The sequence below is a fragment of the Anabaena sp. FACHB-595 genome (assembly GCF_048568275.1).
Taxonomy (GTDB): Bacteria; Cyanobacteriota; Cyanobacteriia; order Cyanobacteriales; family Nostocaceae; genus Trichormus.
In genome coordinates this window covers 463,015-487,178 of sequence record NZ_CP183473.1, presented here as the reverse complement: position 1 = coordinate 487,178, position 24,164 = coordinate 463,015, and the positions used below count along the sequence as shown (strand labels likewise).

Annotated in this window: 20 protein-coding genes; 18 read left to right on the top strand and 2 right to left on the bottom strand. The window is 42.8% G+C overall.

Annotation, left to right across the window (positions count from 1 at the left end):
• The first annotated feature begins 351 nt into the window (after positions 1–351).
• The 12 genes from ACN222_RS02050 (at position 352) to ACN222_RS01995 (ending at position 14,819) form a co-directional block, all read left to right on the top strand.
• The gene (locus tag ACN222_RS02050; RefSeq protein ID WP_010994590.1) at positions 352–2,559 is read left to right on the top strand and encodes an anthranilate synthase; all 2,208 of its coding nucleotides are present in this window, start codon (positions 352–354) and stop codon (positions 2,557–2,559) included.
• Complete coding sequence (gene trpC / locus ACN222_RS02045; RefSeq protein ID WP_044520611.1) at positions 2,552–3,376, top strand: indole-3-glycerol phosphate synthase TrpC; 825 nt, start codon at positions 2,552–2,554, stop codon at positions 3,374–3,376. The genes ACN222_RS02050 and trpC overlap by 8 nt, the downstream gene beginning before the upstream one ends.
• 198 nt (positions 3,377–3,574) lie before the next feature.
• Positions 3,575–4,531, top strand: a complete 957-nt coding sequence (locus ACN222_RS02040) for a zinc-dependent alcohol dehydrogenase family protein (protein WP_010994588.1) — start codon at positions 3,575–3,577, stop codon at positions 4,529–4,531.
• Between the two features lie 53 nt (positions 4,532–4,584).
• Positions 4,585–5,397, top strand: coding sequence for a tryptophan synthase subunit alpha (gene trpA / locus ACN222_RS02035; protein ID WP_010994587.1), 813 nt, complete (start codon positions 4,585–4,587; stop codon positions 5,395–5,397).
• Positions 5,398–5,450: 53 nt separating this feature from the next.
• Positions 5,451–6,680 carry a tryptophan synthase subunit beta gene (gene trpB, locus ACN222_RS02030; RefSeq protein ID WP_010994586.1) on the top strand — a complete coding sequence of 410 codons (1,230 nt, stop codon included), beginning with the start codon at positions 5,451–5,453 and terminating at the stop codon, positions 6,678–6,680.
• A 12-nt stretch (positions 6,681–6,692) separates the two neighbouring features.
• A complete protein-coding gene (gene trpD / locus ACN222_RS02025) occupies positions 6,693–7,787 on the top strand; it encodes an anthranilate phosphoribosyltransferase (RefSeq protein ID WP_010994585.1) in 1,095 nt (364 codons plus the stop codon).
• 22 nt (positions 7,788–7,809) lie between these two features.
• Positions 7,810–8,874 carry a 3-deoxy-7-phosphoheptulonate synthase gene (aroF, locus tag ACN222_RS02020; RefSeq protein ID WP_010994584.1) on the top strand — a complete coding sequence of 355 codons (1,065 nt, stop codon included), beginning with the start codon at positions 7,810–7,812 and terminating at the stop codon, positions 8,872–8,874.
• Positions 8,875–9,371: 497 nt separating this feature from the next.
• Positions 9,372–10,139 (top strand): hypothetical protein, encoded by a 768-nt coding sequence (locus tag ACN222_RS02015; RefSeq protein ID WP_010994583.1) that lies wholly within the window; start codon positions 9,372–9,374, stop codon positions 10,137–10,139.
• Between the two features lie 133 nt (positions 10,140–10,272).
• Positions 10,273–11,535 (top strand): hypothetical protein, encoded by a 1,263-nt coding sequence (locus tag ACN222_RS02010; RefSeq protein WP_010994582.1) that lies wholly within the window; start codon positions 10,273–10,275, stop codon positions 11,533–11,535.
• A gap of 361 nt (positions 11,536–11,896) precedes the next feature.
• Positions 11,897–13,927 carry an FAD-dependent oxidoreductase gene (locus tag ACN222_RS02005; protein WP_044520608.1) on the top strand — a complete coding sequence of 677 codons (2,031 nt, stop codon included), beginning with the start codon at positions 11,897–11,899 and terminating at the stop codon, positions 13,925–13,927.
• A 230-nt stretch (positions 13,928–14,157) separates the two neighbouring features.
• Positions 14,158–14,484: an ATP-dependent Clp protease adapter ClpS gene (gene clpS / locus ACN222_RS02000; protein ID WP_010994580.1), complete on the top strand. Its 327-nt coding sequence runs from the start codon at positions 14,158–14,160 to the stop codon at positions 14,482–14,484.
• A gap of 5 nt (positions 14,485–14,489) precedes the next feature.
• Positions 14,490–14,819 (top strand): DUF2103 domain-containing protein, encoded by a 330-nt coding sequence (locus ACN222_RS01995; protein WP_010994579.1) that lies wholly within the window; start codon positions 14,490–14,492, stop codon positions 14,817–14,819.
• 71 nt (positions 14,820–14,890) lie between these two features.
• Here the strand turns inward: ACN222_RS01995 and ACN222_RS01990 are convergent, their stop codons facing one another.
• Entirely contained in the window at positions 14,891–15,223 is a 333-nt protein-coding gene (locus ACN222_RS01990; RefSeq protein WP_010994578.1) for a hypothetical protein, read from the bottom strand.
• 369 nt (positions 15,224–15,592) lie between these two features.
• On the opposite strand from ACN222_RS01990, the gene ACN222_RS01985 reads away from it, so the two are divergent.
• From ACN222_RS01985 to ACN222_RS01970, 4 genes are all read left to right on the top strand, one after another.
• Entirely contained in the window at positions 15,593–15,784 is a 192-nt protein-coding gene (locus ACN222_RS01985; protein ID WP_010994577.1) for a hypothetical protein, read from the top strand.
• Between the two features lie 331 nt (positions 15,785–16,115).
• Positions 16,116–16,958: a hypothetical protein gene (locus ACN222_RS01980; protein ID WP_010994576.1), complete on the top strand. Its 843-nt coding sequence runs from the start codon at positions 16,116–16,118 to the stop codon at positions 16,956–16,958.
• Between the two features lie 168 nt (positions 16,959–17,126).
• The gene (locus tag ACN222_RS01975; protein ID WP_010994575.1) at positions 17,127–17,375 is read left to right on the top strand and encodes a UPF0175 family protein; all 249 of its coding nucleotides are present in this window, start codon (positions 17,127–17,129) and stop codon (positions 17,373–17,375) included.
• A complete protein-coding gene (locus ACN222_RS01970) occupies positions 17,372–17,755 on the top strand; it encodes a hypothetical protein (RefSeq protein ID WP_010994574.1) in 384 nt (127 codons plus the stop codon). Before ACN222_RS01975 ends, ACN222_RS01970 begins: the two co-directional genes overlap by 4 nt.
• A 191-nt stretch (positions 17,756–17,946) precedes the next feature.
• Here ACN222_RS01970 and ACN222_RS01965 read toward each other — a convergent pair whose 3' ends face one another.
• A complete protein-coding gene (locus ACN222_RS01965; protein WP_044520605.1) occupies positions 17,947–20,496 on the bottom strand; it encodes a TonB-dependent siderophore receptor in 2,550 nt (849 codons plus the stop codon).
• 523 nt (positions 20,497–21,019) lie between these two features.
• Between ACN222_RS01965 and ACN222_RS01960 the strand changes: the two genes are divergently transcribed.
• Both ACN222_RS01960 and ACN222_RS01955 read left to right on the top strand, forming a co-directional pair.
• Positions 21,020–22,501, top strand: a complete 1,482-nt coding sequence (locus ACN222_RS01960; protein ID WP_010994572.1) for an aspartate aminotransferase family protein — start codon at positions 21,020–21,022, stop codon at positions 22,499–22,501.
• Positions 22,501–24,117, top strand: coding sequence for a pyridoxal phosphate-dependent decarboxylase family protein (locus tag ACN222_RS01955; protein ID WP_010994571.1), 1,617 nt, complete (start codon positions 22,501–22,503; stop codon positions 24,115–24,117). Before ACN222_RS01960 ends, ACN222_RS01955 begins: the two co-directional genes overlap by 1 nt.
• The last annotated feature ends 47 nt before the right edge of the window (positions 24,118–24,164 follow it).

The window sequence follows — 24,164 nt, the reverse complement described above, 5'->3', positions numbered from 1 at the left end:
ATCTTTTCGTATTGGCTGTTGACAGTTAACTGCTTATAAATATATCTTGCTTTAGTTAGATGCGGAAAAGAGCAAGAAGCTATTCAGTAAATATGGAAATTAAATTGTATAAAAGCTAATAAATTGCCATCCCAATCTAAAGATATTTCATTTAAATAATGATTGATGTTTAGTAGGCTATAACAAGAAGTCACAAAATATTTGTATTTTCATAAGCTCGGAAAATAATCCTGTATTAGTAGAACTTTCATAGCACCTAATTATTACAACTTATCTACTGCAAAAAGTTATTTTTTAGCAGTGACAGATTTCTTGAATAATTGAATAGTAAATATTCTAGAGAGATAATTTATGATTGCCGATTCCCACAGCTACAGAACTAATGGTAACGTGCGTGTCTCTCGCTCCATCACACAAGTTAAAATGGAGACAGCTTTAGAAGAGATTCTTTTCTACTTAAACTCTCAGCGTGGTGGATTGCTGACTAGTAGCTATGAATATCCAGGAAGATATAAAAGATGGGCAATTGGTTTTGTTAATCCACCTGTAGAATTATCCACAAGCGGAAATACTTTTACTCTCACAGCATTAAATGAGCGTGGCTATGTACTTTTACCAGTGATCTTTGAGTGTTTATCAAAATCAGAACAACTCCAGAAACTCACTGAACATCATCATAAAATTACTGGATTAGTTAAATCTACACCAGAATTTTTTGCCGAAGAAGAACGTAGTAAACAACCTTCTACATTTACGGTTATTCGGGAAATACTACATATCTTCTCTAGTCAAGAAGACGAACATTTAGGATTATATGGTGCGTTTGGTTATGACTTAGTTTTCCAATTTGAGCAAATAACCCAATGCTTAGAACGTCCACAAGACCAACGAGATTTAGTTCTATATTTACCCGACGAATTGATAGTTGTAGACTACTATCAACAACAAGCATTTCGGCTAGAGTATGACTTCATCACAGCGCATGGTAGTACTTATGATTTGCCCCGCACGGGAGAATCTGTTGATTATCGAGGTCAATGTTTAACACCTCCTCAAAATGCTGACCATAAAATAGGTGAGTATGCCAAACTAGTAGAATTTGCCCTTGATTATTTCCGTCGGGGTGACTTATTTGAAGTGGTTCCCAGTCAGAATTTTTTCACAGCTTGCGAAGCACCACCAAGCCAACTATTTGAAACTTTAAAACAAATAAATCCTAGTCCCTATGGATTTATTTTTAATCTTGGTGGAGAATACATCATTGGCGCTTCACCAGAAATGTTTGTACGGGTGGAAGGTAGGCGTGTAGAAACTTGTCCTATTAGTGGCACTATTACTAGAGGGCATGATGCTATAGATGATGCTGTGCAGATTCGTCAGTTACTCAACTCCCACAAAGACGAAGCAGAGTTGACTATGTGTACTGACGTAGACCGTAACGATAAGTCTCGCATCTGTGAACCCGGTTCAGTCAAGGTGATTGGTCGCCGGCAAATTGAATTATATAGCCACTTAATTCATACGGTAGACCATGTAGAAGGCATTCTCCGACCAGAGTTTGATGCTTTAGATGCTTTCCTCAGTCACACTTGGGCTGTTACAGTCACAGGCGCACCGAAAAGGGCTGCTATTCAATTCATCGAAAAGAACGAACGCAGCGTCAGACGTTGGTATGGTGGCGCGGTTGGGTATTTGAATTTTAACGGGAATTTAAATACTGGGTTAATTTTAAGGACAATCAGATTGCAAGACTCAATTGCTGAAGTGCGAGTTGGTGCTACTCTACTGTATGACTCCATACCCCAAGCAGAAGAACAAGAAACCATCACTAAAGCTGCGGCTGCTTTTGAAACGATTCGGCGTGCTAAACAAATAGACCCACAGATTGAAGAATCTAGTACTAGAAAGTTAAGCAAATATCTTCCCGATGGACAATCAGGTAAACACATCTTACTAATTGACCATGAAGACTCATTTGTTCATACCCTAGCTAACTACATCCGTTCCACTGGTGCAACTGTCACCACACTGCGTCACGGCTTCTCAGAATCCCTATTTGATACAGAACGCCCAGACTTAGTAGTATTATCTCCTGGCCCCGGTAGACCGAGTGAATTTAAAGTACAGGAAACCGTCGCCGCCTGCGTCCGTCGCCAAATACCTCTGTTTGGTGTCTGTTTAGGACTGCAAGGTATTGTGGAAGCTTTCGGTGGAGAATTGGGAGTATTGAATTATCCCCAACATGGTAAATCTTCGCGGATTTTTGTTACAGCACCCGATTCTGTGATGTTTCAAGATTTGCCCGAATCTTTTACAGTCGGGAGATATCATTCATTATTTGCACTATCACAACGCTTACCAAAAGAACTGAAGGTGACAGCGATTTCTGATGATGAGGTGATTATGGCGATTGAACATCAGACACTACCTATCGCCGCCGTCCAGTTTCATCCAGAATCAATCATGACTCTAGCTGGAGAAGTTGGTTTAATGATGATCAAAAATGTGGTGCAAAAATATACACAAAGTCAACAGTCAACAGTTCCCATCTATGACTAACCAAATTGCCCCGCCTCGCCACATTCTTCAAGAGATTGTGTTGCATAAACAACAAGAAGTTACGCAATTACAACAGGAATTACCTTTAGTTACACTGCAACAGCAGTTAACTATTGCGCCGCCCGTGCGAGATTTTTTGAAGGCTTTGCAAGATAATTCTCATAAGCCTAGTTTAATAGCTGAAGTAAAAAAAGCATCACCGAGTCGCGGGATTATTCGGTTAGATTTTGATCCAGTGGCGATCGCTCAATCTTACCAAAAAGGTGGTGCAGCTTGTCTGTCTGTTCTTACTGATGAGAAGTTCTTTCAAGGTAGTTTTGATAATCTGCGCTTGGTGCGTCAGCAAGTCTCGTTACCCTTATTGTGTAAGGAGTTTATCATTGACTCTTACCAAATATATCTCGCACGGACTTTCGGTGCAGATGCGGTATTGTTGATTGCAGCTATCCTTTCAGATGAAGAACTCCAAGAGTTTTTAAAATTGATTCATGAGTTGGGGATGACTGCACTAGTAGAAGTCCATACCTTAGCCGAACTGGATAGAGTGTTAAAACTGAAAGACTTACGTTTGTTGGGAATTAACAACCGCAATCTGGAAGATTTTACAGTTGATTTAAAAATCACACAACAGCTTTTAAGCCAGCGACAGCAAGAAATAGAAAACTTGAATCTCACAATTGCTAGTGAGTCGGGAATTTATACACCTGCTGATTTATCCTTCGTTGCTGGAGTTGGGGCGCGTGCGGTGTTGGTGGGAGAGTCTTTAGTTAAACAAACTGATGTTGAAGAAGCAACACGTAGTTTGTTAGTAGCTTAAATATTTTGTGTCTTTTTGAACCACAAAGACATAGTAGAGACTTCTTGCAGAGGTTAGGTCAAGGGGAAGGATAAGCGAAATACATTATGCTTTCCCCCTTAACCCTTTTCTGACGAGAGTAGAAAGCAGCCTTTAGCGGGAGACATTAATGAACAAGAGATGAGAATAATGATGTTTTAGTTGCTTTAAGGTAATTATATGAGAGCAATGGCGATCGCTAACTTCGGCAGCCCAGAAGTTTTTACAGAAGTTGAAGTTAATAAACCAACACCAGCTAACAACGAAGTTTTAGTCAAGGTTTATGCAACTTCGGTTAACCCAGCAGACTGTGGAATGCGTCGAGGATTTTTTGGCCCCAGGGTTCAGTTACCAGCAATTCTCGGTTTTGACGTTTCTGGTGTTGTTGAAGCAGTTGGCGAAAACGTCAGAGATTTTCAAGTCGGTGATGAAGTTTATTATGCCATCCCCCATGAATTAGGCGGCGGTGCTAATGCAGAATACCACGCTTTTCCGTCGTCGATGATTGCCAAAAAGCCCAACAACATATCTCATCTAGAAGCAGCTACCGTACCCGTAGCCGGGGGTACAGCATGGGCTGCACTCATCACCAGAGCCAATCTTCAAGTCGGTGAAACGGTATTAATTCATGGCGGTGCAGGAGGTGTAGGTACATTCGCCATCCAAATAGCCAAGGCGGCTGGTGCTTATGTTTATACGACCTGTGGCGGTTATGATATCGATTTTGTTAAGTCCATTGGTGCAGATAGAGCCATTGATTACCGCAACGAAGATTTTACAAACATCATTATGCAGGAAACAGGTGGCGCAGGCGTTGATATAACTTTTACTACTGTTGCTGGTGAAACCCTAGCCAAAAGTTTACTAGTAACAAAGGAAAACGGTCGGGCTGTCACCATAACGGGCGTTACAGGCGACCTGAACACCGCCATTTTTAAAAATATTACTATCCATTTTGTACACCTAGACGACACTCATTCCAAGCTGAATGCTTTAAGAAGCTTAATTGAACGTCGTCAAATCAAACCCATCTTTGGCATCACTTATCCCCTCAATCAATTAGCAGCAGCACATAAAAAACTTGAGGAAGGAGGCCAAGGTATACGCGGCAAAATAGCCATTGAGGTCAATAGTTAACTGTTATTCTTCTTTCCACTCCTACACCCTTATACCCCTATACCCCTACCTAAATGCCTACCATTTCTGACCATTTTCAATCTTTACGCCAACGTCAACAGTGTGCGTTGATTCCTTTTATCACTGCTGGCGACCCTGATTTACAAACTACTGCCGAGGCTTTACGCATTTTAGATCGTCATGGGGCTGATTTTATCGAATTGGGTGTTCCCTATTCTGACCCTTTGGCAGATGGGCCTGTGATTCAAGCAGCAGCAACCCGCGCCTTGCAGCGAGGAACGAAATTAGAGCAAGTTTTGGAGATGCTGGAAACAGTTATTCCCAGTCTGCAAGCACCGATAATTTTATTCACTTACTACAACCCAATTTTACATCGTGGGATTCAGTCGTTTTTGGAAACAATTGCGGCGGTTGGGGTGCGGGGTCTAGTAGTGCCAGATTTACCTTTAGAAGAGGCGGAAGAATTAATTAAAACTGCTGCTAATTTTGGTATTGAGGTGATTTTGCTGGTTGCTCCTACTAGTTCTCAGAATAGGATTGAAGCGATCGCACGTCAATCACAAGGATTCATTTATTTAGTAAGTGTCACAGGCGTTACAGGTATCCGTTCCCAAATCCAAGACCGCGTACAACACTTAATTACCGACTTACGCCACGTCACAGATAAACCCATCGGCGTAGGCTTTGGTATCTCCGCACCAGAACAAGCCCGTCAAGTTAAAGAATGGGGTGCAGATGCGGTCATCGTTGGTAGTGCTTTTGTCAAACGCCTCGCAGAAGGTAGCCCAAGCCAAGGATTACAAGCGGTAGAAAAACTCTGCCAAGAACTCAAGACAGCTATTACCCGTGTAGAGGCTAGAGTTTAGACTCTCCCCATCTCTGCGTGAAAAATCATCATCATGTAAAAGGACTTTAACCAGTGGTAAGCACTCCAGAAATTAAAAACCAACTTGCACGCCCAGATGCACTAGGCAGATTCGGTAAATTCGGCGGTAAGTATGTACCTGAAACCCTGATGCCAGCTTTAGGCGAATTAGAAACCGCTTATCAAAAATACCGTGACGATGCCAGCTATCAAACCGAATTACAAAACTTACTGCGTGATTATGTAGGCAGACCTAGCCCATTGTACTTTGCTGAACGCCTAACAGAATATTACGCCAGACCAGACGGAACTGGTGCGCAAATTTACTTAAAGCGTGAAGATTTAAATCATACAGGCGCACACAAAATTAATAACGCTTTGGCTCAAGTATTACTCGCCAAACGCATAGGTAAACAGCGTGTCATTGCCGAAACAGGGGCAGGTCAACACGGTGTAGCAACTGCAACTGTATGTGCGCGTTTTGGGTTGGATTGTGTGATTTACATGGGCATCCACGATATGGAACGACAAGCCCTAAATGTTTTCCGCATGAAGTTGATGGGGGCGGAAGTTCGCCCAGTGGAAGCGGGTACAGGAACCCTCAAAGATGCAACATCAGAAGCAATTCGAGATTGGGTAACAAATGTAGAAACCACACATTACATCCTTGGTTCTGTGGCTGGCCCCCATCCCTACCCGATGATTGTCCGCGACTTCCACGCCATTATCGGTAAAGAAACCCGCGTCCAGTGTCAAGAAAAATGGGGAGGACTCCCAGATATTCTACTGGCTTGTGTGGGTGGTGGTTCCAATGCCATTGGCTTGTTCCACGAGTTTATAGATGAGCCTTCCATCCGTCTGATTGGTGTGGAAGCCGCCGGCGAAGGTGTAGACACAGATAAACACGCTGCCACCTTGACACTAGGTAGAGTTGGAGTTTTGCATGGTGCAATGAGTTACTTATTGCAAGATGAGGATGGTCAAGTCATTGAAGCTCACTCAATTAGTGCTGGACTAGACTATCCGGGTGTAGGGCCTGAGCATAGTTATTTGAAAGATATAAGACGCGCTGAATATTACAGCGTGACTGATAAACAAGCTTTAGATGGATTTCAACAACTCTCCCGACTAGAAGGGATTATACCCGCATTAGAAACATCTCATGCGATCGCTTACCTAGAAACTCTCTGTCCCCAACTCAATGGTAGCCCTCGCATTGTCATCAACTGTTCTGGCAGAGGTGATAAAGATGTGCAAACCGTCGCCAAAGTCCTTAATTATTAACCATTAACTAATATGGTAGCTGTAACTCAAACTCCACTTGATAACATCTCAGTTACTCCCGACTCCAACGACTGGTCAGCCATACTCCAACAATTGCTCAAACGCCAATCCTTAACAGTTGCCCAAGCGACAGATTTAATGCAAGGCTGGCTCACAGATACCATTCCCCCAGTCCTCTCAGGCGCAATCTTAGCCGCAATCCAAGCTAAAGGCGTATCATCTGAAGAGTTAGTGGGCATGGCCAGGGTTCTGCAATCCCAGTCCTCTTACTCCCCTCCTCATTCCCCATTCCCCACTCCCCTTATTGATACTTGCGGAACTGGTGGTGATGGTGCATCTACTTTCAATATCTCCACTGCTGTGGCTTTTGTGGCTGCGGCAGCCGGGGTAAAAGTTGCCAAACATGGGAATCGTTCTGCTTCTAGCAAGACTGGTTCGGCTGATGTGTTGGAAGCTTTGGGAATTAATCTCAATGCCAATGCAGATAAGGTACAAGCCGCAGTAAGTGAGGTGGGAATTACCTTTTTATTCGCCCCTGGTTGGCATCCAGCACTGAAGACAGTGGCGACTTTACGCAAAACTCTGAAGGTGCGGACTATTTTTAATTTGTTGGGGCCTTTAGTTAATCCCCTGCGTCCCACTGGACAGATTATTGGTGTAAATGACCCTTTATTAATCGAAGAGATCGCCCTAGCATTATCTCATTTGGGATGTCGAAAAGCGATCGCTCTCCACGGAAGGGAACGCTTAGATGAGGCTGGACTAGCAGATGTGACCGATTTAGCCATACTCCAAGATGGAAAAGTCAGTTGTCTTGCACTTAATCCTCAAGAACTAGGCTTAAATCACGCCCCAACTGAAGTATTACGCGGTGGAGATGTGGCGGAAAATGCCGAAATTTTGAAGGCAATCCTCCAAGGTAAAGGGACTCAAGCCCAACAAGATGTAGTCGCTTTAAATACAGCCTTAGCATTGCAAGTTGGTGAGGCGATTACCACGACAGATATTGTAGAAGGTTGTGTCAAAGGTATAGCTATTGCCAGAGAAGTGCTGCAAAGTGGCGCGGCTTGGACAAAGTTAGAACAACTTGCTGAATTTCTACGCTAAACACATATACAAGGTAACAACAATGATTGTCATACTTAAAAATGGTACACCTGCTGAAGAAATTACTCGCATCAGCGAAGGTCTAAGTGAAGTTTGGGAAGTCAAAGTAGAAAAGAGCATCGGCAAACATAAAGTGATTCTGGGAATCATCGGTGACACCGCCACTATCGACACATTGCAGATTCAAGAGTTCAGCCCTTGGATTCAACAAGTCATGCGAGTGCAGAAACCTTTCAAGCGGGTGAGTCGAGAATTTCGTTATGGAGAAGCCAGCGAGGTAATTGTCAATACACCAAACGAGCGTGTTTACTTTGGTGAACATCATCCAATAGTTGTAGTGGCTGGGCCTTGTTCCGTGGAGAATGAGGAAATGATTGTGGAGACAGCCAAGTGTGTAAAAGCAGCTGGCGCTAAGTTTCTCAGAGGTGGAGCCTATAAACCCCGGACTTCTCCCTATGCTTTCCAAGGACATGGCGAAAGTGCATTAGGTTTGTTAGCGGCGGCGCGTGAGGCGACAGGTTTAGGTATCATCACTGAAGTTATGGATACTGCCGACTTAGCAGCCGTGGCAAGGGTAGCCGATGTGATTCAAGTCGGTGCGCGGAATATGCAGAACTTCGCCTTGTTGAAAAAAGTCGGCGCTCAAGATAAACCAGTGCTACTCAAGCGGGGGATGGCTGCAACTATTGACGAGTGGTTAATGGCTGCTGAATATATCATGGCTTCGGGCAATTCTAACGTGATTTTGTGTGAACGGGGAATTAGAACTTTTGATAGTAAATATGCGCGGAATACCTTGGATTTATCTGTGATTCCCGTATTGCGATCGCTCACTCATTTACCCATTATGATAGACCCTAGTCATGGTACAGGTAAATCTGAATATGTGCCACCAATGGCAGCAGCTGCGATCGCAGCCGGTACAGATGCTTTAATGATAGAAGTTCATCCCAATCCTGCCAGAGCTTTATCTGATGGTCCCCAATCTTTAACTTTCGAGAGATTTGACCGATTAGCTCAAGAAATGTCAGTCATTGGTAAAGTAGTTGGACGCTGGCCTCAACCTGTTTTAGCTAGTGTTATTTAGCGGTAAGTTAATCAATTAATTTTGAACCTCAAAAGGATAGAGGGACATATCAGCGCATGATTTATACTGAACAATTATGCGCTAATTCATGTACATAGATAATCATTTTTAATTCCCTAAAAATAGGATATTCATAAAGTAATAAAACTAAATATTATTCATTGCTTAATTCAAGAAAAATACATACATTAATAATGGTTAATCATTGAAGAGCTTGATTAATTAGGCAAAAGTTATTGATTATCAAGCTAATAAATATAGCTGTCAAAACTTAATAAACCTAATAGGACAGTATCAAGCTTTGGCAAGAAAAAACACAAGATGAGTCTGTAACTTATACCAATTCACGAAAATCTTGAAACAGATTCAAATCCAAAAACCCTTGTCAAGTCAGGATTTCTCAATTGCGAATTGCGAATTGGTATTAGTTGGATTTTGCCTACTAAATTTTCATAACTCACAAAACTTTGATCCGAACTCTAGGAGGATGTTTTCTCATGCCTGATTCAAATAATAGTGGTGGTAATTCCTCTACTAACGAACTCGGTAGTTTACTTCGACAATCACCTTTTGGTGCTTTATTAAATATCCCAGGTGTCACCGAAGAAACAATCATCCAGGCTTTTGGTAGAGCTGTTGGTGGTAGCGGTAACAACCCATTCGGTGGTAGTGGCGCACCAACTGGCGGTGGCGCACCAGCCGGCGGTAATCCTTTCTCTAACTTTGGCAATCCCAATGCTCCCGCTAGTCCATTGACTGGTGGCGTTAACCCTTGGACTGCTATCAATCAGGGTAATAACAGTGACCCCTTAACCGGTGGTGGTAATCCCTTTGCAGGCGGTAGCAATCCTTTTGCAGGTGGTAGCGACCCCTTAACAGGCGGTAGCAATCCTTTCGCAGGCGGTAGCAATCCCTTTGCAGGCGGTAGCAATCCTTTCGCAGGCGGTGGTGAAAATCCCTTCGCAGGCGGTAGCAATCCCTTAACCGGTGGTGGTAATCCCTTTGCAGGCGGTAGCAATCCCTTCGCAGGCGGTGGAGAAAATCCTTTCGCAGGCGGTAGCAATCCTTTCGCAGGCGGTAGCAATCCTTTTGCAGGCGGTAGCAATCCTTTTGCAGGCGGTAGCAATCCTTTTGCAGGTGGTAGCAATCCCTTTGCGGGCGGTAGCAATCCTTTTGCGGGCGGTAGCAATCCTTTTGCAGGCGGTAGCAATCCTTTCGCAGGTGGAGAAAATCCTTTCGCGGGCGGTAGCAATCCCTTTGCCTAGTCTTTAGTAGTAGCAATTATTAAACTTATCCAAAAAAACTTTATAGATGGACGCAGAATAACAGCAAAAAGATATCTGTGTTCATCTGTATTTTTCCGTAAATGTTGAAATTAAAAATAAGAGAATATTTCTAATGGAAGATTCTATTTTTAACTTAGTTGATAGCTCTAGTAGTGATAATTCATCTCAACAATTATCTCCGAGCGTTGGCGAAGCCACTCCAAGGGAATATCCCACTACATCACCCTTTCAATACCTATTCAGAATTATCAGCCAAAATACACAAAATAGTAATAGCAACCTTCCCGGAAATGGTATCAATCCCTTTGCTGGTGATGGCGGAATTGAGCTTCAAAAATTAATTTTTGACCGCTTGCAATTAATTCTCGGTGATGAATCTAATAATCCATTTACAGGGGGTAGTAATCCTTTTGTAATTGGCGATTCACCTATTGGTAATGGTAATAGAAACTTTGGTAATAGTAACGCAACTATTGGTAATTTTAATTCTGATTTTGGTAGTGACAACGCCACTATCGGTAACGGCAACTGGAATTTTAACACTAATAATACAACTGTTGGTAACGGTAACTGGCTTTTCGGGAGTAGTAACACTACCATTGGTAATGGCAACTGGTACTGGGATGATGGCAGTAATAACGCAACTTTAGGTAATGGTAATTGGCACTTTGGTAGTGATAATAGAACCATTGGCAATGGTAACTGGTATTTAGATAGTGGAAATAATAACGCAACTTTAGGTAATGGTAACTGGCATTATGGCAGTGATAATACAACAATTGGTAATGGTAACTGGTATTTAGATAGTGGAAATAATAACGCAACTTTAGGTAATGGTAACTGGTATTTCGGTACTGATAATACAACCATTGGTAATGGTAACTGGGACTTCGGTACTAACAATACAATTCTTGGTAATGGCAACTGGATTTTTACCAATAATAACACAGTTGTTGGTAATGGTAACTGGCTAATAGATAGCGATAATACAAATATTGGTTTTGGTAATAATTTTGAAAATTCAGATTTTTTTGTCCAAGGGACTAGAGATGGAATTGATAATATAATTAACTCTGTGGTGGGAAGAATAGGTCAAGATTTCATTGGGTTAACAGGCAATTTGGAGATAGAAGAAACCCAAACATTTAACCGACTTATTCTTGCGAGAGATAATGGTACAGATAATAATAGTTTGTCCAGTAATATTGAGCAGCTTGTAAATTTACTCAGTAGTATTCCTATAAATCAGTCGCCTTATGAGCCTGTACCAAATCCTCAGTCTGTACCGGAACCGACTTATTCATTGTCATTAATAGTGGTTGGTTTTGTCTGTTTGCTATTGTCAAAGTTTAAAAAGGTACTAGAAATTAGATAGGGTGTATGCAAATGTCACAATCAAACTAAATCTGTAGAGTGGGCATTGCCCACCAAAACCATGAGCCGGTGGGCAATGCCCAACGCCACTTGCTCCAAGCCGGGAAACCCGTCCAACGCAGTGGCTCCCCTACGTGTATTCCAAGAATTAAGTATAAGTTCTGTATATTATTTAACATATTTGGTTTTTTCAGGTCGTTCTACTTAAGTCAGTGTAATAAAACCAAACTGCGTGAATGAAAGTAAAGAAGGCTGAAAATCTTTCTCCCCCTGCTCTCTGCTCCCTACCCCGTCTTGTAGAGAACCTTTAGAAGATGGTAACGTCTACAAGTTCGCACAAGAGTAGAAAGAGTCCTCATATCATGAAGCGCAGACATAAAGTAGCCTGTCTCCAGACATCACTCATCAGTCTCAGCTTAATCTCTGGCTACCTGATACCTAATTCTGCAATTGTCGCTGCTCCACCGAGAAACCCAGATAAAACTGTCAACTGTGACATTTTAGTGGTGGGTGGCGGACTTTCTGGGGTTGCTACAGCTTATGAAGGTTTATTGGCTGGTAGAAGAGTTTGCCTAACAGAAATTACTGATTGGTTGGGTGGACAGATTTCCTCTCAAGGAACCTCGGCTTTAGATGAACGACCTACCCAAAGCCAACGTCAATTCTATTCTCGCGGCTATTTGGAATTGCGTAATCGCATTCAGAAAAAATACGGTAAGCTCAATCCCGGAGACTGCTGGGTGAGTGATTCCTGTTTTTTGCCCCGTGATGCCCATACGGTGATGGTGGAATTGCTCAAAGATGCAGAAAGGCGGGGTAAGGGTAAGTTAGAGTGGTTCCCCAACACAGTAATTAAAGATTTAGAAATTTCTCAGGGTAAATTAATTAATAGCGCGATCGCTATTCAACATCAACCAGTCAAAGGCTCACCACCTCTCAACACCTTTACCCTATCACAAACCATTGACGATGCCTATCGTTATAGCAACTCATCCCGGTTTACCAAAAATATTATTCGCCTAGTTCCCCAACAAACTAAGGAAAATAGTCCTAAATGGTACATCGTAGATGCCAGTGAAACCGGGGAAATTATCGCCCTGGCTGATGTCCCTTACCGCTTAGGTATTGATGCCCGTTCCTTTCTGGAACCTTCTTCCTCCAGCGCCAAAAATGACCCCTATTGTACCCAAGGCTTTACTTACACCTTTGCAATGGAGGCTACCAAGGAAGCACAACCCCAGAAAATGCCGCCATATTATTTACAATATTCGCCCTATTTCAGCTACGAATTACCAAGATTAGCTGACTTTGGCTTAGTTTTTACCTACCGCCGCATTTGGAGTCCAACGAAGGGAGAACCTGTAAATTTCAACGGCGTGAGATTTTCTGCCCCCACACCAGGGGATATCTCCATGCAGAACTGGACTTGGGGTAACGACTATCGCCCCGGTACTGCCAAAGATAACCTAGTTTACACCCGCCAACAGCTACAAGGAACAGGACAGTTAAAACCAGGTGGTTGGATGGGGGGACTGCGAACCGAAAGCCTCCGCAAAGCTGAAGAAAAAGCCTTTTCTTACTATTACTGGTTAGTAGCGGGAACCACAGATTCCCAATTAGGTCAAGGTGTGAAGCGTCCCCAAACTAATAATCGCTTTTTAGCCGGGTTAGACTCCCCTATGGGGACAGCACATGGCTTATCGAAATATCCTTATATGCGGGAAGGAAGGCGCATCATCGGCCGCCCCAGTTGGGGACAACCCACAGGTTTCACTATTTGGGAAGTTGATATTTCTCGCCGTAACTATAACGATGAATACTACCGCAAAACCTTGCCAGCCGATATGTATCGCCAGTTGAGAGCGACATTAGCAGGGTTAGAGGCAACTTCAGTGATTTCTGGTCAAGTTTCCCCCGATAAAGCGATGCGGCGGACTCGTTCCACCATTTTCCCTGATGCTGTCGGTATTGGTCACTACGCCATTGATTTTCATCCCTGTATGGAGAAAAGTCCACCAGAAGCACCCGGAAATAGAGAACGTCCGGGGGAACGACGGGGTGCAGGACAAGCCTATCCCTTCCAAATTGCCTTAAGAGCCATGATTCCTCAAAAAATCGATAATTTGATAGTCGGGGGTAAAAGTATTGCCACTAGCCACATTGCAGCCGCAGCTTATCGAGTACATTCCTTTGAATGGTCTGCTGGTGCGGCGGCGGGAACTGTAGCCGCTTTCTCTTTAAAAAATGAAGTTGCACCTTACCAATTAGTAGACGATTTACCCAAATCAGAACCTCAACTGCAAGCCCTCAAACGTTTATTAGAAAAAAACGGCAATCCCACAGCTTTCCCAGATACTTCCATTTTTAATCAAAATTGGGAGAATTGGCGGTAAGATTCCACCCCGTCAACTGTCAACTGTCAACTATCAACCGACAACTAACCCTTACGGATGACGCTCGTTCCTCTCTACGAGACGCTGCGCGAACGCTAACGCTGCGCTACAGGCAGTTGCTACAAGTCGGGGAACCCTCCCAACGCACTGCCTCACCACTGACCACTAACAATGGACTAAACTATTTAGTTGTAGTTTAGTTTTGTAAAATTTCTCTGGTTAACTGTTCTATGGTTACAAAACTTTCGATAGATGTTTACGCCATGAGTACAGCACCAACTGTAACTCCTGAACGGTCTAATCAAACTGTCCGCAAGACTTATCCCAATTACAAGGTGATTGTGTTAAATGATGATTTTAATACTTTTCAACACGTTGCGGAGTGTTTGGTGAAGTATATTCCGGGTATGACTGGCGATTTAGCTTGGGATTTGACTAATCAAGTACATTATGAGGGACAAGCGATCGTTTGGGTAGGGCCGCAAGAACCCGCAGAATTGTATCACCAACAATTGCGCCGGGCTGGGCTAACAATGGCTCCCCTAGAGGCGGCTTAACTATCATGGGTAAATCCTCCTCCGACCACCAAAAGCCTGTCTCTCGTAAAAAGGATGGTAGATTAGTTTGGAATCATTCTACCCACATTCCCGGCCTGATACCTATTTTAGAACGCCTGTGTCAACAAGATGGCATTCAAACCATCACACCAGGGGTTATTGGTAGAGTTAAAGGCCACTCCCCCAAAATGCAACTGCGTATATCTGTACCTATTCGTGGTGGCTATAAAATTATTGCCCGACAGGGTAAAACAGTGCAAGAGGTGTTTATTTTAACGCCTCTTGCTCAGGATACACTGGAAGCGATGATTGCGATCGCCTGCGGTAGGGCGTAGCCCATCGCCATCAAAAAGTAAATTCCCTTCATAGTCCATAGTCAATAGTCCACATGACTAGTGACTAATGACTAATCCTGAACTTCTTGGCGTACTGCAAATCTATGTAGTGGCAGACTCAATATACAAGAAAAAGTTAAAAAATATGACAAAGCCGTAGTTATTTTCAATGTCATGATCATTGGCTCATAGTTAGGGAAAACCAACTTTTCCAAACCAAATGCCACACAATAAACTAGCCAATAACTAAAGCTCATTCTAAATAGAATTTTCTCGGTTTCTTCCCGTTCATCATCTTTTGTACCTTTGCTATCCCACAGCAACATCAAGCCAGCAATGCAAGCCACAAAGGATACAGCAACTACAAACCCATGACACAAGAAATTAACTCCGTGCATCTGCATTCATCCCAATTTTTGCCATTGAGATTCAGTCTAAAGGAATATTCCTCAAGTCCATACAAGATGGTAACAAACTGCAATATAAAGCCACGGTTTGTGTTAACAAATGCAAAGATAAATGTATTAGTTTGATTAAGCAAAAAATTCTTTAATTATGATTAATTTTATATTTGTTTATATGAATTTTTGTTTAACCAAATTTATAGGACTTACGCACCCAGATTTTTTGTTGAGACCGGGTTTAGGGGTGTAGGGGTTTCAAACATTTATACCCCTATATTTGCTTATGTTTAATTTATACAGTACTTTTGTACTCTAAACTTAGATTCTAACTCTATAGAACCTATTTGAGAAGAACAAGAAGATGCGTTGATGCGAAGCGGCTTGTCGCCAGACATCGCTCGTTACAACGATATTATGAAACAGTTCTACACCGAACAAAACATGAACGTCGCTGGTGATTGGTCAGAACACTCCGCCGAGATAATCGCCACCCTAGACTATCTCAAAGGCTGCAAAAATTTGCGTGAAACTCTCAATAACTTCGGCTTCAAGCTATTTTAAATTCATCCAATAAGAAAAACTCGGTTTTGAAAAGTCTTGAGCGCAGGAAACCCACGCTCAACTTTTCGCTATGTGTTTCTGCTTGGGCAATAAATCAGGTGGAATGACACTTATGTAACAATGAGTTAAGCGATCGCCAACCATAACGAATCAATTGTGTTCACAATCATTGTACTTCGGAAGAGGAAGTTGAAAGGAAAAGTGAGGATTATCTATAGGGAAAACTTTGAAAGAAAAACAAGTAATTATATTTAGCTTATGTTTAGTTTCCTTAAAATAAATCTGACTGTTGTTATACTGTAAAATTCAGTCAATTTACCTGTAAAAAATTATGGATTCTTGGTTAACAGATGAGGTCAAACAGTTGCTTTCCCAACCTTGTCTCACTATTTCATCTGTAATAGCGAGAAGATTAAACAACCGGATCAAAGGTTCAAAACAAAATATAGATGAACGTGCCTTTACAGAGTATTTGGTAGATGCCTTGGATACTTCATCATTAGAAAATGTTTGGGGAAGTGTTATTGGGTTGTTACGAGATCAGAACATCTATCTAAACACTAATATCCGAAAGTCTACAAAAGAAAATAAAACAGGAGCAGATATTGGTCTAATCATTAAACGTCGGATAAATCAAAATAATAGTCGGTCGGAAATAGAATATAGTTGCCTCATTCAATGCAAGAGAGTTGATGTGAATGGTCAAATAGATGACTTTTATCATGAAGTTGGTTTGGAGAAGAAAACTCAAAGCAGTTTAATGCTTGATATTACTCCTAGCTCATTCTATTTTATTTTTACTCCCTCGTGCTTGCTTGATATTGATTATTCATTAATACCTACTGCATTTATTGATACTGGGAAAGAGTGTTCGTCTCCAATATGGGATATGGGACACTTTGGATGTGATGAAATCTGGTTTCCACTTCTATCAGATAGTCAAATAGATTCTATCAGTGGAGTTTTAGTTGTGCCAGCCCTAGCTGTAGAAGCTCAGATAAACAAAAGTAAAGATGCAAAATTAGAGGACATTCTGCCTAATTGTATGCCGCTTTGGTATTGGTTCTCAGAAATATTAGTAGCTGGTTTTGCTGGAGACCGCAGACAAGATGTAATAAATATAGCAGCGAATAGTGTGAAATTTTCTATTGAAATTAATATTGGAAATGGCTAATTATTGCGATCGCTTATCGCAATAGGCTAGGTTAACGACAAGAAACCCAGCACGGAGCAAAAGTACGATCGCATTTAAGACTCTGACTGTGGAAGCGATGGCGTAACCGCCCAGCGTAGCTGATCGCCCAGATTAAAATGAAAGGGTGATCTTTAAGTTAGTTTTCTTATGAGCGTTGTCATCTCAGATGAAATCCTGCAAGCCTCACAACTGACACCAAGTGAGTTTCGCCAAGAAATTGCCATATATCTGTTTCAAAGTGGTCGTTTAACCCTTGGCTATACCAGCCGTTTAGCAGATATGCCCCTCAATGCGTTTCGCCAACTGCTGAAACAGCGAAAAATTGCGCTGTATTCCTATGATGTTGAAGATTTTGAGTTGGATTTGAAAAACTTACAGGAGTTGGGGCGATTGTGATTGTCATTAGCGACACTGACCGTGGAGGCGATCGCTATTCACAATCTCATAAAAATACTGTTTATGCAAAATGTTACTGGGATAAAATAGAGGCTATACCTTTTAAACTCTGTGGTATGTCACTCCAAGAAATTTTACCTACCATTAATCAGCTGTCTCATCAGGATAAATTACGCTTGATTCATTTTCTTCTGCTTGAGCTAGCCAGAGAAGATGGGTGTACCTTGGAGCTTAATAATGATGATGAAGCAACCAAACAAGACCTTCTCAAGCAACTTGCATCAACCCAAGCAGTTGTGTGGTCTCCACAAGCCGATTCTACCTCAGTTCAAGCCTTATCAGACCTTTTAGCTGAGTCTCAGTCAATAGCTAATGCTTGATGGTCAACGTTTTTCATTTACAGAACGTACTGATAGCTTGGGACGCTCAGTAATGAGGAGCGAAAATTTTCAAAGTTGCACTGTAATGTATGAGATTTGAATATTGGTATTTTGAATTTTGAATTGATTCATTTGGGAGTGCGGATGATCAAGCTTTCCGCCTCCCTCAGTTACTTCATCAAGAAAAGAATTTACCAATCAAAAGAATACTTAATACTCAAAGTCCTTCCTCTAGCAGCAGCATAGGCGCTATCATTTGCTTGCAATTGGGAAACTACGGGGAAATATTGACTATTAAATAGGTTTTCTAATCCCAGTTGTAATGTTCCGGCACCGAGTTTAATACTACTGATGTAGTCTACTGTTAAATAACTTTCTACAGGTCTCCTACCAAAGGCCGTATTGTTATTACCAAAGACTTCTCTATTACCAGAGTACAAAGCTTGTAGACGATTTCGCCAACCGGGTAAAGTCTCATTTTCTACATAGGCTGTAAGTTTCAACGGGGGAATCCTAAACCCATCTAATGATTCGTAATCGCCATCATTATTGCTGTCAATTTCACCACCAATGAGAGTGAATGTCCCGCCAACTTGCCATGTAGAACTAGGTTGTGCGTCAATGGCTGCTTCTAGACCATAAATTCTCTCTGGGGCGCGGATGACAGTCCCCGGCGCGGTGAAAGTTGTACCCAAGTCGGACTCGTTATAAAAAGCTGAGAGTGATGCTTGTACAGTATCCCATTGTCCGCGAATGCCAATTTCATAGTTATCTACTTTTTGCGGTTCGGGATTGAGAGATTCTACAGAAAATCCTGGTGGGGCGTTGCGGAGTGCTAAACCAATATCTGATAGTGAGAAACCTTGAGCATAGTTAGCAAATACACTCAGTTGGGGATTGAGGGCGTATACTGCTCCTACATTAAACAGTGTGGCGTTAAAGTTCAAATCACCGCCGCCAATAGTGACGTTGGGATTGGCTAAGGTGCGGAAATCATTGACACTTACATCAGCGTTTTCGTAGCGTACACCACCATTGAAGACGAAGCGATCGCTTATTTCCCAATTCAACTGAGCGAATAATCCCAGACTCCTTAATTCTAAAGGAGGAGTCCAAGAGCGATCGCCTGTTTTACGAAATGCTAACCCCCCACTGGCGACAAAGGCAGCTTGGTCGAATACAGAGACAGGTTGGGAGGTATCTTCCTGGGAGTAATCTACACCCCAAAGTAGTTTGGCCGCACCTTGATTAAATAAAGGTGTTTCTATCTGCAAGCGTCCGCCATACTTTTCTGACTCCACCCGCGATTGAAAGATTTCGTTACCCAAACTAGCAAAGCTACGACCATCAAAGGGAAAGAAGCGTGTCAGGTAATCCCGGTAATATAACTGGGCTTGTAGTTTGCTATTGAATAAATCGTCATGGGTGTATTGCAGGTTGATGAATGTGTTCTCATTCCCTGGCCTTTCATCCAAACTCAACCCTTCTAAAGCACGAGCCTTTTGTCTTCCAGGGATAGTATTGACCCTGGGGTCACTAGCGATATCTGTATCTTGTTTTTCGTCGAAGCGATTAAAGGTGAGTTGTAGACGTTGATTTGCGTCTATATCAATACCAAACTTACCAAACAAGTTAATACTAGAAGCATCAGCAAAGCCACCTTGGGCATTAGGATCAGAGGGAATGCGATCGCCTTGAGCATCAAAGAATCCGCCATTTTTAGCCACTGCAAAGTTAAAGGTAAAATCAAAGTTCCCTTGTTTCGCGGAGATAAAATGCTGTAGGTTAGTGCTAAAACTGTCCCCTTCCAAATTACCTAAAGCTGCACTTACACCAACTTCTGTCCGGGAAGTTAATTTTTCTTCAGTCGGTCGCCTGGTGATGATATTAATCACACCCCCTGTTGCACCATCACCATAAATTGCACTGGGGCCGCGTACTACTTCAATTCGTTCAATCGCCGCCGCGTCAATTGTTCGCAAATCCCGCGACGCATTTCTGGTTGTCGATTGGGGAACCCCATCAATCAACACTTGGGGATTCCTGCCCCTGAGAGTTAGACCAAAATTACTAGCGCCTTGGGCTGGCGGTGCTAAACCGGGAACTGTTTTCCCCAGAATTTCTATGAGGTTGCGGGAAGTGCTGGCTTGTGCGGCGATTTGTTCGCGGTCAATGACAGTGATGGAACGCGGAACATTTTGTATAGGTGTTTCGGTACGCGTTGCTGTCACCACCAGTTCAATTGGTTCATCTACTTCTGCGGGGGAATCTTGAGCTACTTCAGTAGCCGTGAATGCCAAAATCAAACCTGTATCACTATCGAATAGCTCAAATTTGGGAAGGCTTTTCTCTCCCGTCACAGTCACCCGGATTGTATTGTCATTGTGATTAACCACAGTCACATTAGTTACACCTGTGGCTGGATTATTTTGGCTGAATGTATTTCCCTCAGACAAGTTGAGTTGAGCGTTAGTGATATCAGCAATCAAACTATTGCCTTGATTTTGCGTTGATACCTGCAATTTTTCGGCGGCTGTACTATCTAATATCACCTCTAGACCTTGAACTGTAGGAACAACTCTCACGCCAGTTACTTGTGTCAATTCCTGAGCGTTAGGTGCTGGTGATTGTGTATTTAGTTGTGTTGGGGATGGGGCTTCCTGAGTTTTGCCAGGATGGCTGATTAATGACCAAACAGAACCTGTGAGCAAGAGAAGAAAAAGGATTTTTCCGGGTTTCATTTTCACTTCGCACCTAAAAGTTGCGACTGGATTATGGCTAGTGACACAATCCATCGCCTATTATTATTGACTTGCATTAGCAATAGTTTTTGATTTTATTAAAATATATCTATTTCAGTACTTATACAAGTATTTTCTTGAAGAAGTATCTCAAAAAGGTATGAATTAACTACGAAAAAACCAATGATAAAAGCCGATAAAGCTCTTCCTACATAGTCTCTAGATATTTTGCTTTTTGTCTATTTACTGTTAGGAATTATTCTTGCTGACATTATCATTAATAACGCACACATACCTTTATAAGCGTGTTTTCGGTATCAGTTTCATTAGTATGATGATGCAACTAGCTTTAGATAAGAAGAATTAATGAATCAAAAATTTCTTATCTTTTTGTCAAGTTATTAGTAGACTTTTTCATTAATCTTCATGTAGGATGTTTAGCAGGTAGGAAATTAATGCAAGTAATTCTCAAATATTCTGTTCCCACTTACCATTAAGGCTCAACGCCTAGAGGATTTTCACAATGCAACTCAATCACAATGGCGTACACTCTGAAGGCCACTCTTTCGTGCTGCCGCAGATATGTCCATCGCAGAGTAGTGTAGAGTCTGATTTTCCCAGTAATCGCGTGCGTTCTGTACCTGGTGCGGCATCAAGCCACTATTTAGAGCGTCAGCAAGCACGAGAGTCCAACGCTAGAAGCTATCCCCGGCGGATTCGGATTGCCATTAGTGAGGCTCAGGGTATTTATCTCAAAGATGCTGATGGCAATGTATATATTGATTGTTTGGCTGGTGCAGGTACTTTAGCATTAGGACACAATCACCCAGTAGCAATAGAAGCGATGCGCCGGGTGCTAGATACGGGTTTACCTTTGCATACTCTAGATTTGACTACACCAGTTAAAGATCAGTTTGTCGAAGAAATTTTTGCTAGTTTACCTGCGGAATTTGCTCAGAATGCCAAGATTCAGTTTTGTGGGCCTTCGGGAGCAGATGCTGTAGAGGCGGCGATTAAACTGGTGAAAACTGCTACTGGCCACCGCAGTGTGTTGTCATTTCATGGTGGTTATCATGGGATGACTCATGGAGCATTGAGTTTAACAGGCAATCTCAATCCTAAACAAGCGGTGACAGGGTTAATGCCAGATGTCCACTTTTTGCCTTATCCCTATCATTATCGTTGTCCCTTTGGTTTGGGTGGAGAAGCTGGACAAATTACCAGCAGCCGTTATATAGAATCGATTTTGGATGATCCTGAAAGTGGGATTGTCACACCGGCGGCGATGATTTTGGAAGTTGTGCAAGGGGAAGGTGGGGTGATTCCTGCACCTGATGATTGGTTGCGAGAGATGCGCCGGATTACCCGCGATCGCCATATTCCCCTCATTGTTGATGAGATTCAAACAGGCTTAGGACGGACTGGTAAACTCTACGCTTTTGAGCATTCAGGGATTGTGCCAGATGTGTTGTTACTCTCCAAAGCTATTGGTGGGAGTTTACCTTTATCGGTGGTTTTGTACAACAAGGCACTAGATAAATGGAGTCCAGGCGCACACGCAGGGACATTCCGGGGTAATCAAATGGCAATGGCAGCCGGAACAGCGACACTACAGTATATTTTAGAAAATTCCTTGACTGAACACGCGGCAGCGATGGGCGATCGCTTGTTGAAACATCTGCACCAAATTCAAGGGGAAACTTACTGTATTGGAGAAGTGCGGGGACGCGGTTTGATGGTTGGTGTGGAGATTATTAATCCCCAAGCATCGGCTGATCGGCGTGGGAAGTATCCTGTACATCCGCAGTTGGCTAGTTGTATTCAGGCTGAGTGTTTGCGTCGGGGTTTGATTGTGGAATTAGGGGGTAGATTTGGTAGCGTGGTGCGCTTTTTGCCGCCTTTGATTGTGACTCCAGCGCAGATTGATAGTATTAGTGAGATTTTTTCGTCGGCGGTACAGGCGGCGGAGAAGCAGGTTTTATCGGTTCTTTCGCAGGTTTCTTGATGGTGATTATTTCGCGCAGTTCGGCTTTGCCGTTCCCGCAGGGTGGCGCAAAGGAGGACACTTGCGTGGGCGGGTCTCCCGACTTGAGCAAAGTGTCCGTCACGCAAAGAAAGAAGTTTGATGAGTTTTTTGTTGCAGGAGAGGGTTTGCGGGAGGCGATCGCTGCTGCTGGAGAGGTGTTGATTGATTATTTTGCTACTCAAGAAAAACCCTATAGTGGTAGGAGTCCCCAGGATTTAACTAGGACTATTGCAGATATCGCTGTGTGTCCTGATGAGGGGGTGGCTTTGAGTCAGGTTTTGGCTGAGGTGGGGGAGAATATCATCAAGCATTCGGTGGTGGTAACTCATCCTACTTGTATGGCTCATTTGCATTGTCCACCGTTATTACCTGCTGTGGCGGCTGAGGTGTTGATTAGTGGGACTAATCAATCTCTGGATTCTTGGGATCAAAGTCCGGCTGCTACTGTTTTGGAACAGCAGGTGGTAAATTGGCTGTGTGCAAGTTTTGGTTATGATGCTGATGCTGATGGTATATTTACCAGTGGCGGTACGCAATCGAATTTTATGGGGTTGCTCCTAGCGCGTGATGCTTACGCACGTCATCAGTTAAACTGGTCTGTGCAGCAGCAAGGATTACCACCAGAAGCTCAACGTTTTCGGATTCTCTGTTCTCAAGCTGCTCATTTCACCATTAGTCAAGCTGCTTCTTTACTCGGTTTGGGACAGCAAGCTGTGGTAACGGTGGAGACTGATAGTGATTATCAGCTTTGTGCGGCGGCGGTAGAACAGAAGTTAGAAGAATTGCAGCAACAGAATTTATTACCCATTGCTTTAGTTGCAACTGCGGGAACTACGGATTTTGCTAGTATTGACAAATTACCAGAATTAGCCGCCTGTGCTGAGAAATATGGCCTGTGGTTTCATGTGGATGCGGCTTTTGGTGGTGCATTGGTGATGAGCGATCGCCATCGAGATAAACTAGATGGTATTGCTTTGGCTGACTCGATTACAGTCGATTTCCATAAACTGTTTTACCAGCCAATTAGCTGTGGTGCTTTTTTAGTTAAACAGCGTCAAAACTTTGATTTAATAAAGCTACACGCTGATTATCTCAACCCTGAAACCAACGAAGTAGCCAGCATTCCCGACTTAGTAACTAAGTCCATACAAACCACCAAGCGATTCGACGCGCTCAAATTGTTTGTTTCTCTCCGCACTCTGGGGAGGAAACAATTTGCACAGATGATTGATACAACAATTGAACTAGCCAAGGAAACCGCTAGTTTAATTGACGCTGAACCTGCATTGGAGTTGGCAAACAATCCTACCATTAACGCTGTTGTTTTTCGCTATCTTCCTAGTGAAACACCAGCACACATAGATAGTACAACTTGGGCAAATCAAATCAATAGCCATATTCGCATGAGTTTACTGCAACAAGGTATCGCAGTCATCGCACAGACCAAAATTGGTCAACTTACCTATCTAAAGTTTACCTTGCTGAATCCTCAGACGGCGATCGCTGATATTCAAGAGGTTCTCAACTCTATCACAACGATAGGTGAGAAGTATTTATTTCACGCACAAGAGAGTAAAGAAGGGTTAAGCCTCTAAGCTCGACACTCTCATTCTCTCCGCGTCTCTGCGTGAGCAAAAAATAG